This is a genomic window from Bacillus sp. 3255, assembly GCF_031456485.1.
In the GTDB taxonomy this organism is placed as follows: Bacteria; Bacillota; Bacilli; order Paenibacillales; family NBRC-103111; genus Paenibacillus_E.
Genome location: NZ_JAVDUS010000023.1, coordinates 23,845 through 36,563, shown reverse-complemented (window position 1 = coordinate 36,563; position 12,719 = coordinate 23,845). Strand labels below are relative to the sequence as shown.

Annotated in this window: 15 protein-coding genes; 12 read left to right on the top strand and 3 right to left on the bottom strand. The window is 47.2% G+C overall.

All coding sequences use genetic code 11. The features are described 5' to 3' along the window. The 8 genes from J2X61_RS29175 to J2X61_RS29140 all read left to right on the top strand — a co-directional run bounded on the left by J2X61_RS29175 (position 1) and on the right by J2X61_RS29140 (position 4,461). Positions 1-594 carry a TetR/AcrR family transcriptional regulator gene (locus tag J2X61_RS29175; protein ID WP_274471611.1) on the top strand — a complete coding sequence of 198 codons (594 nt, stop codon included), beginning with the start codon at positions 1-3 and terminating at the stop codon, positions 592-594. A gap of 27 nt (positions 595-621) precedes the next feature. Continuing rightward, positions 622-1,059: a VOC family protein gene (locus tag J2X61_RS29170; protein WP_310193070.1), complete on the top strand. Its 438-nt coding sequence runs from the start codon at positions 622-624 to the stop codon at positions 1,057-1,059. A gap of 115 nt (positions 1,060-1,174) precedes the next feature. Then, positions 1,175-1,636 carry a MarR family winged helix-turn-helix transcriptional regulator gene (locus tag J2X61_RS29165; RefSeq protein WP_274471613.1) on the top strand — a complete coding sequence of 154 codons (462 nt, stop codon included), beginning with the start codon at positions 1,175-1,177 and terminating at the stop codon, positions 1,634-1,636. Between the two features lies 1 nt (position 1,637). Beyond that, positions 1,638-1,988: a luciferase domain-containing protein gene (locus J2X61_RS29160; protein WP_274471614.1), complete on the top strand. Its 351-nt coding sequence runs from the start codon at positions 1,638-1,640 to the stop codon at positions 1,986-1,988. Continuing rightward, positions 1,963-2,859 carry a haloalkane dehalogenase gene (locus J2X61_RS29155; RefSeq protein WP_310193064.1) on the top strand — a complete coding sequence of 299 codons (897 nt, stop codon included), beginning with the start codon at positions 1,963-1,965 and terminating at the stop codon, positions 2,857-2,859. The genes J2X61_RS29160 and J2X61_RS29155 overlap by 26 nt, the downstream gene beginning before the upstream one ends. 18 nt (positions 2,860-2,877) lie before the next feature. Beyond that, positions 2,878-3,021 (top strand): hypothetical protein, encoded by a 144-nt coding sequence (locus tag J2X61_RS29150; protein ID WP_274471616.1) that lies wholly within the window; start codon positions 2,878-2,880, stop codon positions 3,019-3,021. Positions 3,022-3,104: 83 nt separating this feature from the next. Next, the gene (locus J2X61_RS29145; protein ID WP_310193060.1) at positions 3,105-3,431 is read left to right on the top strand and encodes a YciI family protein; all 327 of its coding nucleotides are present in this window, start codon (positions 3,105-3,107) and stop codon (positions 3,429-3,431) included. A gap of 106 nt (positions 3,432-3,537) precedes the next feature. Beyond that, a complete protein-coding gene (locus tag J2X61_RS29140; protein ID WP_310193057.1) occupies positions 3,538-4,461 on the top strand; it encodes a phosphotransferase in 924 nt (307 codons plus the stop codon). A gap of 28 nt (positions 4,462-4,489) precedes the next feature. On the opposite strand, the gene J2X61_RS29135 is transcribed toward J2X61_RS29140, so the two are convergent. The 3 genes from J2X61_RS29135 to J2X61_RS29125 all read right to left on the bottom strand — a co-directional run bounded on the left by J2X61_RS29135 (position 4,490) and on the right by J2X61_RS29125 (position 8,175). Continuing rightward, complete coding sequence (locus J2X61_RS29135) at positions 4,490-5,380, bottom strand: LysR family transcriptional regulator (protein WP_310193054.1); 891 nt, start codon at positions 5,378-5,380, stop codon at positions 4,490-4,492. Positions 5,381-5,540: 160 nt separating this feature from the next. After that, a complete protein-coding gene (locus J2X61_RS29130; protein WP_274471621.1) occupies positions 5,541-6,308 on the bottom strand; it encodes a response regulator transcription factor in 768 nt (255 codons plus the stop codon). Continuing rightward, positions 6,280-8,175: a sensor histidine kinase gene (locus tag J2X61_RS29125; protein ID WP_310193051.1), complete on the bottom strand. Its 1,896-nt coding sequence runs from the start codon at positions 8,173-8,175 to the stop codon at positions 6,280-6,282. Before J2X61_RS29125 ends, J2X61_RS29130 begins: the two co-directional genes overlap by 29 nt. A 215-nt stretch (positions 8,176-8,390) precedes the next feature. On the opposite strand from J2X61_RS29125, the gene J2X61_RS29120 reads away from it, so the two are divergent. Genes J2X61_RS29120 through J2X61_RS29105 form a run of 4 tightly spaced genes read left to right on the top strand, consistent with a single transcriptional unit; the run spans position 8,391 to position 12,599 of the window. Next, positions 8,391-9,737, top strand: a complete 1,347-nt coding sequence (locus J2X61_RS29120; protein WP_274471624.1) for an ABC transporter substrate-binding protein — start codon at positions 8,391-8,393, stop codon at positions 9,735-9,737. 37 nt (positions 9,738-9,774) lie between these two features. After that, positions 9,775-10,650 (top strand): carbohydrate ABC transporter permease, encoded by an 876-nt coding sequence (locus J2X61_RS29115; RefSeq protein WP_274471626.1) that lies wholly within the window; start codon positions 9,775-9,777, stop codon positions 10,648-10,650. Beyond that, a complete protein-coding gene (locus J2X61_RS29110) occupies positions 10,647-11,468 on the top strand; it encodes a carbohydrate ABC transporter permease (RefSeq protein WP_310193048.1) in 822 nt (273 codons plus the stop codon). The genes J2X61_RS29115 and J2X61_RS29110 overlap by 4 nt, the downstream gene beginning before the upstream one ends. Before the next feature lie 54 nt (positions 11,469-11,522). Beyond that, complete coding sequence (locus tag J2X61_RS29105; protein WP_274471630.1) at positions 11,523-12,599, top strand: Gfo/Idh/MocA family protein; 1,077 nt, start codon at positions 11,523-11,525, stop codon at positions 12,597-12,599. The last annotated feature ends 120 nt before the right edge of the window (positions 12,600-12,719 follow it).

The following is a 12,719-nucleotide window of genomic DNA, read 5'->3' as shown; positions in this document are numbered from 1 at the left end:
ATGAAGCAAGATCAAGATCAGAAACCAGCAATGTTACCCGATGACCGAAGGGAACGCATTAAGAAAGCGGCTTTGAAAGTATTCGCCAAATGGGGGCTGCAGGCAGCGAAGATAAGTATGATCGCGGAAGAAGCCGGTGTCAGCCAGGGACTGTCTTATCGGTATTTCAGCTCGAAGGAAGAGCTCTTCACAATGCTCGTGCAAGAAGCTCTCGACCAAGCGGAGACATCCTTAGCGGACATCTCGCGGCTCCCTGGCTCGCCAAAGGAACGATTAAGAGCTTTCACGTTGACGATGCTGGATGAAAGCCACAAGAGTTACTTCTTGCTTCTGCGATACGCGCAAATCGAGGAAGGTGTACCGGAGCAGACGAAGCAAATCTTGGCGAGCTCTTCACCCGACCGGACGATCGGGAAGCTGGTTCCGTTGTTCCAACAAGGCCAACAGGCCGGCGAATTCACCGAAGGTGAGCCGGAGAAGCTGTTGTTCTTCTACTTCTCGGTCATAACGGGTCTTATGTTACAGGATACCCCCGGCATCGATGGCGGTTGGCGGAACGAAGTCGATCGATTAATGAAACTGATTCTGAAATGAAACAGCGATATAGGAGGTAGTAGATTTTTGAAGATCCATAGAATAGATCACGTGGGAGTAGTCGTAAATGATCTCTCAGCCGCAAAGGAGTTTTTCGTCGATTTAGGCCTTAAGGTGCAAGGGGAATGGGAAATGGAAGGAGAGTTGTTGAATCAGGTAGTTGGGCTGAATGATGTCAAAACAGCCTGTGTAGGATTGGGGACGCCAGACGGTCAGGTATGGATAGAATTAATCAAATTTTATAAGCCGTCCGATGATCAAGACATTCAACAACCTCTGGCCAATACCCTGGGAATCCGTCATATTGCATTTACTGTCGAAGATATTGAAGGCATTGTTGCAAAATTGAGAAAGAAAGGTATGGAGATCTTTAGTGAGATACAAACCTATGAAGGAACTATTAAGTTATGCTATTGTCGTGGGCCAGAGGGAATTATTTTAGAGTTGGCGGAGCGAGTTAGATAAATTGCTGGGCGGCAGTGCGAGCTGGGTAAATATTACAAAAATTAGTTGCAATAGCATCCTATTTGGTGTATCCTGAAATTAGTTGCAATAACATCCTATTGAAGGAGGCGACCAATTGAGCGATCATTGCAGTCAAAATGACAAAAGCGCAGCGGAATCGCACGGTCCGTACATCTCGGCTATTTACCGGCATATGCAAATATTGATTTCAGCCGAGTTGGCACCCTATCGTATCGGAAGCGGACAGTATATTTTTCTTATGGCGATAGCATTCCAACAACCAATCACTCAGAAGGCGTTAAGCGAGAAACTGCTTATTGACAAAACGACTACCGCCAAAGCCATAACCAAGCTGGAAGCGGAAGGTTACGTGAGGAGGGAAGCCGATCCTGAAGACAACCGTTATCATCTGCTTTATTTGACGGACTCGGGACTTGAGGTGGTACCTAAGGTACAGGAAGCATTGGCTCGTGTGAAGAATAAAACCCGGAAAGGCATTGCCGATGAGGAGTATGAATTATTCATCAAGTTGCTGAAAATGGTGCTTCACAATCTGACCGAACAAGGGGAATCGTAATATGAGCATGATTGGGGGAGCAGGCCTGTCGGAAGAACTGTTAAGCTGGGCTGGTGTAACCAAGCATCCGCATCGGTTCGGAGGGGTGGAGTTTCAACTAAACGGTACGGAAATCGGGCATTTGCACGGCAATCATTTGTTTGACCTCCTTGTGCCGATTGCTGAACGCAAGCGGTGGGTCGAAGCTGGGAAGGCAAGTGTGCATCACATGTACCCGGATTCAGGCTGGTTATCCGTTTATTTGAATACCGAGCAAGATGTTGCTTATGCCATCGAAATCGCCCGTTCTAAATATGATCAAATGAAATCGAAGGGTGTGATGAAAAATGATGAACGAGACCTTCCCTTATGAGAAAAAACGAAACCAAGTATTCGGATTAGAAATGGCATATGTGGAAGAAGGAAGCGGAGATCCAATCGTATTCCTGCACGGCAATCCAGCATCCTCCTATCTATGGCGCAACATTATTCCATATGCCCAGAAGTTCGGGCGCTGCATAGTGCCTGATCTCATCGGAATGGGGGATTCGGCAAAGCTTCCGGATAGCGGGCCTCAAGCCTACACCTTCGCCCAACACAGACGCTATCTTGACGAGCTGCTCGCTCAGCTCGGTGTTCGCGAGCGTGTCACTTTCGTCGTTCACGACTGGGGATCGGCCCTAGGCTTCGACTGGAGTAAACGCCATCCCGGCGCCGTCAAAGGCATCGCGTACATGGAGGCGATCATCAAACCGCGCAGTTGGAGTGAAATGCCGGAGAATGGACGCAGCATATTCCAATCGCTCCGGTCGCCGGAAGGAGAGCGAATGGTGTTAGAGCAAAATTCGTTCATCGAGTTCAACTTGCCGGTCAACATATTACGTAAGCTAACGGATATAGAGATGGCGCATTACCGTCGGCCATTTCTGGAGCAAGGCGAAAGCCGCCGTCCGATGCTAAGTTGGGCACGCCAACTTCCCTTCGATGGAGATCCGGCTGATGTAACCGAAATCGTCACGGAGTATGGTGAGTGGATGGCGCAAAGCGCTGTTCCCAAGCTATTTATTCAATGCACTCCCGGCCTATTGCCCCAAGCCCACATCGATTTCTGCCGTACATGGCCCGTGCAAACCGAAGTTACTGTACCGGGACGCCACTATCCCCAAGAAGACGCACCAGATGAAGTTGGCGAAGCGCTTGCTGCTTGGCTTCATGATTTGGATACTAATTCGATAGAAATATGAATGTGAAGGAAGGCTAGTATGAGAACAGAGAATCAAGTCAAAGCTAAATTAATCCAATTACGAGAACTTCAGAAAGTAAATGATACGGAGGCTATTCGAATTCAAATCGAAATGCTGGAATGGGTTTTGAATCAGCCGACAGAAAGCTATCACTGCAAATAAGATTCTGATTGTTCGTGATCGGATTATGGATGGTATTTATGGCATCATTGGACATACAATCAAAGAATATGGAGTGATACGCTATGGCAGAGAACATCGCTAACAATTCGGAAAAGATGCACTTCATGTTATGGTCCACACCGCCGAGACCCACTTTTCATGTCGACATGACCGAGGAAGAACGGAAGATCATGATGGATCACATCGCCTATTGGACGGATAAGCAGAATCAGGGGATTGCCCTAGTGTTCGGGCCTGTTCTTAATCCCGCATCACCGCATGGGCTTGCTATCATTGAAGTTGAGAATGAAGCTCAAGTTCCCCATATCATAGATGAAGACCCTGCGGTTGTGGCAGGAATCATGTCAACGGAATTTTACCCCATGAAAGCGGTCCTGCCTAGTAAATAAGCGGATAACGAACGTTGAGGTCAAGGAGTAGGTCATCCCGCAAGGATGGCTTTTTCATTTTTTGCGATAGAAGCACGGAGGATTGCCAAGATGGGAGGGAGAAATAGTGGCGTATTTATTTCGTAAGGAAATCATTGATTGGACATCCTGGGCTGCTGTTCTCCAGTCTATTGAAGACTTTCGACCATTAATCAGTGCCATTTTCGAGAAGGAAAGACTAGAGGGCATTGACCGGATCTCGCTGCTAGCAGCAGGAACGAATGCGGTTTTTAGGGTGGGGGAATATGTAATCAAAATATTAGCACCCTGCGAATCTGGCGTAAACCAGGACGCCGATTATGATGTGGAGCTGCAATCCATGCGTCGAGCCTATGAACTAGGCATTCGTACACCGCGGATCGTTGCCGCTTCCAGTTGGCAAGACAAGTATTTATTTGCTTATATAGTCATGGATTTCATTGATGGTGAGCTAGCCGGACACGCATTCAACAAGTACGATGACGCCCAAAAGATGCAGTTTATTCAAGAGCTTAAGCATACGATGTCATTGTTCAACACCATACCTGATAAAGAGATGGATACCCGGATGATTCGTACTCGGGCATTGATGAATTCTAGATGGGAGCCATTTCCCGAGTGTGTGAAGAGGCAGGTTGAAACGATTATTGGCGAACTTGACTTGTCCGATTGCGTGTATGTGCATGGGGATCTGAACGCAAATAATTTGATTCAAGATGAGAATCACCGACTCTATCTCATAGATTTCGCAGAATGCATAGTTGCTCCTGTCTGGTATGAATATCCGCCGATTTTGTTCGATCTCTTCGATCACGATCGGCAAGCGATCAAGGCGTTTATGGCTGATTCTCATCCCCGTGACTTTCAGGATAAAGTGTTTGGCGCACTGTTACTGCATGACTTCGGCGCAGACTTCATTAGGGATATCTACATAAGACACACAGGGAAGATGGTCCAGGAGATGAAGAATATTGACGAAATCAGGAGTATACTTAGTGGACTGTTGAACTAGACCAAGGAGCCTCTGCAGGAGGCTCCTTTTAGGCCAGCTTCAGCTCAACGATAGACTTCGATAACAAATCTATAAATAACCGCGTAGCCTGGCTAATATATTTATCTTTATGGTAGATGATGCCAATTTCTCTGCTGAGCGTTGGATTTACAATCTGAATTGCGGTTAACTGCGCGTCGTTGTACATATTTACATACGTTTTGGATAGCGCGGTCACTGCAGCGCCAGTCTTTACAAGGCTAATAATCGTTTCTATCGCTGTAGTTTCAATTATTGGCTCTATAGTTAACCCGCAGCTGTTGCTGGTAAAATCAATGACTTGACGGCACTTATGCGATTGAGGGAACAACACGACGGGATATTGGTTGATATCCTCAAAGTTAATATGTTCTTGGTCAGCTAGTGGATGCTGGCTGGAAACCACTAAATACATATCTTCTTTGTATAACGGTATTTTGCGTATCCGCTCGTCTTCAATAGGGAAGATTGTGATTGCAAGATCGATTTCATTCTGCATAACGCGTTCCACAATATCGTCTAGGTTAATAACTTTAATCTGTATTTCAGGATAAATATAGTGAAAGTCAAGCAACACAGAGGAGACTAATTGCGTTAGCTCGCCAGGGAGTGCGCCGATGGATAAAGTGCCGCGGGCAACCTTCTGAAGCTCCATGATCTGCACTTTCACATTCTCCAGGGAAGAAAAAATCACTTTGCACTCCGCTAGTAAAATTTTTCCCGCTTCCGTGATGGCAATTTTTTTACCGATTCGGTCGAATAGGGGAACCCCTAATTCATCCTCCAACGTTTTGATTTGATGGCTTAGCGTAGGCTGGCTCATGCCAAGCTTCTCGGAAGCTCTAGTAAAATGCATTTCTTTACAGATGGCTGCAAAGTATTCCAGTTGGCGAAATTCCATGTGATGTGGCCTCACTTTATAACTTACATCGATTATTAGGCATTAAAATGACCAGTTCATTAATGATAATAATAGAATATCAAATATGAATGCATTTCATCAATTAATGAATGGCCATCATGAAGTTAAAAGGTGTGATTTTTCCATCAAAATCCATGATTTATTTCTGATACTCCTTTGGTGTAAAACCGGTTATCTGCTTGAAAATTCTGCTAAAGTAGAATTGATCGGGGTAGCCGACGCTTTCGCCAACTTCTTTGATCGTTAGATTGGGATGATGCGTAAGCAAATATTTGGCCTCGTTGATTCTCAACATCATGAGATAGCGGGAGGGAGGCTCTGACGTATACTTAATGAATATTTTGCTCAAATACGAAGCGGTGAAGTTGAAATGCCGGGCGATATGCTCGAGGCTGAGCTCCTTAGTGAAATTTTCCTTCATAAAATCGCGAACAAGCTGAACGGTATCCTCTGGATTCGGAGCGGGATGCGGGCTCAGTCCTCTCAAGCGCTCCTCAAACTGCGCACGCTCGCTCTCTATAAGGGTAATCATCCGTGAGATGACTCGTTGCAGTTCATCCGTGGAAACGGGTTTAAGCAAATAATCGTTGACATTATACTGCATAGCCCGCTTAGCATACTCGAAATCCGCATAGCCGCTGGTGATGATCTTACGGATACGGGGGAAATACATATGCAGAATATGGATAAGCTCCAGTCCGTCCATGACGGGCATGCGAATATCAGTAACGAGGAGATCCGGCTGCTCCTGGCGCACTAGCTCTAACGCATCCTTGCCATCCTGCGCTGCACCTACGACTTTGACCGCATGGTTACCGCTTTCGATTCGCTTCACAAGATTGTTGCGGATCAAATCTTCATCCTCAACGACAATGACCTTAACCAACCGATTTGCTTCCATGACCATGATGATCGTTGATGCCTCCTTGATCTAAAGTTCCGCCTATGAGGACGGTCGCACCTTGTCCCGGTCCATTCCCGATCCGGAAAATCGTTTCGTTGCCATACATCAGTTTCAGACGGATATAAATGTTCAGCAGCCCCATCCCGTTCAGCTTGAGCAGTGGAAGGACGTTCGTCTCATTGATTTCGCGTATTTTGTTATGCAGATGAGATAAGCTTTCCTCACTAAACCCGCCGCCATTATCCGAAACCTCAATTCGCCAGCTCCTTGCATCCATGGTGCCGGTTACACGGATAAACCAAGGAGGATTCTGTTTGGTTGCGAATTTGAGCGAGTTTTCCACAAGCGGTTGAATGATTAGCTTCGGGATGTGCAGATCAAGGATGCGCTCATCTAAACGGAACTCGTAATGCAGCTTACGGCTAAAGCGGATTTGATTGATTTCCAAATATTTGCGGGTATGAAGCACTTCCTCCTTAAGCGCAACAAGCGAGCCGTCCGTAGAGAAATAACGGAGGAAATCGGACATATTTTCGGTCATCGCAACGATTTCTTCGTTCATATTCTCCTGCGCCATGACTTGAATCGTAGTAAGCGTATTATATAGAAAATGCGGATTCATTTGCGTCTGCAAAGCGACGAGCTTCGCTTGAAGTTCTTGATGCTGCGACATCAGCAAATCCTCCATGGACTGTTTGAGCCGCATGCTCATCTTCACGAACGACCCATGCAGTTGGTCGAGCTCATTCAATCCGCTGTTTAGCTCGAAGGCTGCAGCACGAACGGTGCCTAGATCTTCCAGACGCATTGATTTAATGGAACGGTGAATGTTCAGAATAGGACGTGTGATTCGTTTGGCGGCGAGGAAGGAAAGGACAATGGCCAACAACAGAATGACGAGTGCAATAAGTACGGTCCGCTTCGCAAAGGTAAAAAGCGGTGATAACAATTTGCTTTCGGATACGATCATGACCGTATTGAAGCCAGTAAAATCGGAGTGATGCAGTGACAGCAGCGCTTTCTCGCCCGTATCCGGGTTGAGGAACGATTGCCCTGTGCCTGGATCGACCTTGCCTTTGAAACTCATATAAGGTTCATACCGGTCTTTGTCTGCATTGGTCGGGAAGATGATATCACCTGCATGGTTGTAGACCAGCACTTTGGCTTGATACGGGTTCCGTTCCGTGAAATCGATAGCGCTTTTAAAGACTCGGTTAAAGTACTGCTTAACCTCGATAATACCCATCGGAGCGTTGTACGTGTCATAGAAGAGGCGGAATAGAGAAACGGAGTACTGCTCCTGGCTCGACGAGATGAAGCGCGACATTTCCTCATCGGGAACGGGGAGCGCAATGTATTTGCCATCCGCATTGTTCATTACAGGCTCAAACCATGATTTCTCGCTTGGCACATATGTTCGCTCGCCGTTATCGAAGCCATTCCCATAGACTTTGCTTTTGAAATCGTACAAATACAACTGTTCGACCGGTCGGGAAGGACCGATTGCCGCCGTTAGAATGTCCGTTAATTCTTTGGCGTTTTGCACGGAATTATCAAAAGGGGAAACGTTTGCGGTTGACGTTTGTTTGATGTCCTCATTCTTGGTAAGGGACAGATAGCGTTGGAAATGGTTTTTCACAAGGTTGGAGTACATGACGTTCAAGGATACATCGTTTAATTTACGGAATTCCGAATCGATACTATCCTGCATGGACTGTCCCATGCTTTCCAATGAGTCTGTCGCGTTCTTGCGTATCAAGTCGGAGGCCCACAGATAGAACCATGCGACCAGAACGGTGAACACGATAACGATTAACAACGAGTAGGTGGAGAAGAGAATCGTTTGAATGTTGCGGTATTTAGTCCACATGAACGGCCTCCAAACACGAGCTGCGTCGGTAATGGTTTCATTTTCAACCCGTCGAGACGTTTTGTCAAAGCTTTTCTGTAAGCGCAACCAAGTAAAATAAATGCATAAAAGGAGTCGGATTTCTCCATGTTCCACAGGCAACGGGCTATCTATAATGAAGGCATGACTGAAATGTAAGCGGATTTATGAGGGCATAAACCAAGGGGAGTGGTGTTATGAGAAAACCTTTATGGATGTTGGCAGTTTCCGTTATTACCGTGGCACTGGTCGGGGGATGCAGCAGCAGCTCAGTACCAACAACAGGGAGCAGCGCTTCAACTCCGGCAGCAACAGGATCGGCAGAGTCCTCTAAAAAAGACGTAACGCTAACGTACATCGCAAGCCAAGGTTGGATTAAGGATACGGAGATGCAGCTGGCCAAAAAGTTCGAGAGTGAAACCGGTATTCGTATCGATTATCAAATCATTCCGGCCGACCAGTATTTCAATGTGCTCAAAACAAAGCTCAATGCCAAAGAAGGTCCCGATCTGTTCGGCGGACAAAGCGGCAAAAGCGAAATTAGCTTGAATTACAATGTGGAAAAGAATGCTGTCGATCTAAGCGACCAGGAATGGGTGAAGCGGGAAGATAAGCTATCGTTGGAGCAGCTTTCTCTGAACGGCAAAGTGTATGCGCTTACGATTTGGGATACCGGCAACAGCTTCGTCGTCGTTTACAATAAGAAAATTTTTGAAAAGCTAGGACTCCACATTCCGAAGACATACGAGGAATTTAAGCAAGCCTCCTTAAAGATCAAGCAGGCCGGTATAACACCTCTGTATGAGCCGATCGCCGACGGGTGGCATCACGTGCTCTGGTTCGCTGAACCGGGCCCACGCTACGATGAAGTTACGCCGAATCTTTATAACGATTTGAATGCGAACAAGAAGAAATTTGTCGATGATCCAACGATGAAAGCTTCGTTGACGCAGCTGAAGGAAATGTACGACCTCGGATTCTTCGGCGACAATGCGTTCTCCGATACAGGTGCCGATACGGCGAACAAACTGGCTAGCGGCAAATATGCGATGGCCTTGTCAACCCAAAGTACGCCGAATGATGTCGCCAAGGTCAACCCTGAATGGAAAGCTGAAGACTTCGGATTCTTCCCGATTCCGCTGGCGGACAATCAGTTTTACTACATCAACCCGGGAGGTCCCAGCAAGTTCGTCTATTCGGGGTCCAAACATATCGAAGAAGCGAAGCAGTATTTGGCCTTTCTTGCCAAACCGGAAAATTTGCAATATATGGTGGACAACGACAAGACCGTTTCCAACCTTAACTTCTCAGGTCTGAAAGATAAGTACACCGAGGAGCAGAAAAAGCTGTTCGCTGCTTATCCGAAAAGAGGGACGGATATTCAGGATTATGTCAATTATGTGAATCCGCAATGGATGGATATGGGGAAAGATATCGTCGCCATGTTCAGCCAATCAATGGAGCCGGCCGATGTGTTGAAGAGCATCGACAAACGAAGATCCGATATGGCGGGAGTAGCCAAAGATCCGGCTTGGGCGAAATAAAGAGACAGATTCTAAACGGAGTGGGGAGCATACCGAAATGAACAATAAGATTTATCCTTCTTATTTCAGTTGGGCTACACTCGGATTATACTTGGTTTTCTTTATTGTTCCAGGCTTGATGGGCTTCTATTATTCATTCACGAATTGGAATATGTACTCCGATGAGATTCAATGGATCGGCTTCGACAATTTCAAATCGCTTTTTTCTGCCGATGAGAAATATATGAAGTTCATTGCCAATACGATCAATTTTACGATATCGACGGTGGTCCTGAAGACGTTACTTGGGCTTGCGTTCGCGGTTGCGCTGAATGAAGGCATTCGAATGAAAGGATTCCACCGCGTCATGATTTTCATGCCGTCTATCGTGCCGATGCTGGTTGTCGGTCTTATTTTCAAATCGGTGCTCAATCCTGCGACCGGTCTGCTGAATGAGTCGTTGCGGGCCGTTGGATTGGATATCCTGACGCAGAAATGGCTCGTCGACGTGAATTGGGCGTTCAAGTCGATTATCGCGGTCGACACTTGGAAAGGTGTCGGCTATATCATGATTATTCTTCTTGCCGGCTTGCAATCCATCTCCAAATCCTACTATGAAGCTGCCCAAATTGATGGTGCTAACAGTTGGCAAAAGTTCAAGTACGTGACGGTCCCATTGCTAATGCCTGCGCTTGTCGTCACGACGGTGCTTAATCTGCTGCATGGGCTCAAGGTATTTGAAGTTGTGTATGTGTTGACCAACGGAGGTCCCGGGTATGCGACGGATGTGCTGTATACGACGATTTTCAAGGAATTTTCCCAAGGCCGTTATGGTGTGGGGACAGCACTGTCAACCGTTCTGTTCTTGTTCATGACAATCGTCGGTTATTTCGTGATCCGGTTGATGGCCAAAGAGGAGGAACACAGTGCATGAAAATGAACCTTGCCGTTTCACTGCTACGCAACTCATTCGCCTGGATACTCAGCCTGATCATGTTCGTTCCGCTACTCCTGATCATCATCAATTCACTGAAGACGCAATTGGAGGCGAACTCCATGAGCATGGCGCTGCCTGGAAGTCTGCAGTGGAGCAATTACGCCATCGTGATCGAACAAGGCAAGCTCATTCAATCGTTCTTTAACAGTCTGCTTCACGCCTCCGTATCCACCGTGCTCGGGATTGCGCTTGCTGCTATAGCCGCTTATGTATTTTCCAGGAACCGTACGCGTCTCCATAGAATCCTCTATTTGTTTGTCATCATGGGTATTGCCATGCCGGTCAACTTCGTCACGCTGACGAAAGTCATGCAAATGACACATCTTATTAATACACAGCTTGGCATCATCGTTTTGCTGGCTGTGGGCTCAATCCCGTTCAGTGTTTTTCTGATCTACGGCTTCGTTGCCTCGGTTCCCCGAGAATTGGATGAGGCGGGCATTGTGGATGGATGTCCGCCTTTCCGGCTATTTTACGCCATTGTGCTGCCGCTCTTGGCACCTGTCGTTGTGACAGTGGCCATTCTGAATTTCATGGGGGCATGGAACGACTTCGTGCTTCCGTTATATTACTTGAACTCCTCGACCAAGTGGCCGATGACGCTGGCCGTATATAACTTCTACGGGCGGTTCCAGGTGAATTGGAATTTAGTGTCAGCGGATATTGTGCTGACTACCCTTCCGGTCATCATCATTTACTTGCTAGGCCAGAAATACATCATTTCCGGGATGACCTCCGGATCGGTGAAGGGATAGCGGAGCGGCGCGAGTCCTCTTCACTGCATTTTTCACAAAAGGAGCTGTGTACGCATGAATTCTTACAAATACAAGCTAGGTGTCATCGGTCTTGGCGAAGGCCGCAGCATTCTCTCGGCCTCGCTGCAAAGCGACCGTTGGGAGCTGGTTAACGTTTGCGATATGAACGAAGAGATGTGTAAGCTGCGCAGCAAGGAGTTCGGCCTTACACGGTATACCCTTCGCTATGAGGACTTGCTGAATGATCCCGACATTGAGGTCATTGCCATCTATACACCGGACCAGCTGCATGGACGGCACATCACATTGGCTTTGGAAGCCGGCAAACATGTCATTGTAACCAAGCCGCTGCTTCATTCACTAGAAGAAGCAAACGAGCTGCTTCAAGTGTGGAAAGCTTCGGGAAAGCACGTATTTGTCGGGCAAAGCTCCCGGTTTTTCGAGCCGATGCTTCATCAGCGTAATGACTTCATGGCCGGCCGCCACGGGGAAGTGGATACGGTCGAGGCCTCGTACATTTCAGACTCTCGCTGGTTCTTGCAGAAAGATTGGAGCAGGCAGCGAGGGTTCAGTTGGTTGTATAACTTTATGATCCATGCTGTAGATCTGGCCAAATGGTACTTGCCGGACATCGAAGAAGTATTCGGATACGGTCATTCGAGCAGCACGAACGAAGCGTATGGATTGACTGCACCTGATACGATGAGATTTGTCATGAGAGATGGGGAGGGGCGAATTGCCCAAGTCGCCGGCTCCTACACCAAGCCGTCGCTGCAGCATGTTGATCCAGGCATCAGCTGTACACTCCGGGGAACGAAGGGAACCAGCCGAGCCTTGTACTCCAAGCTGTTATATCACACTCACTTTCCGCCGGAGCAGCCGGTTACCCACTCGTTCGAAGAGAAATCCCCCTATTATTTCCGGTTTGAGGGAGATAGCCACCACGCCGGCGAATATCAAAACTATATCGAATATTTCGCAGAATGCTTGGATCGCGGGGAAACCCCTAAACCGGATTTGAAAGAAGGTATCCATACGTTAGCCTTGCTGACTGCGATGGAGAAAAGTATGGAGATCGGTCAGCCTGTGAACGTGCATGACATTTTGAAGTCATTTTCTTTGAATTTATAAGACGTGCAAATGCTTTTTGCTAAAGCTTTGGCCGGGATACTAAGGTATAATAATTATGGAACGAAAAGCAGACCGTTCTGGCGGAATACATCGGTTACGGTGTGGAGTGCAGCTCGATAA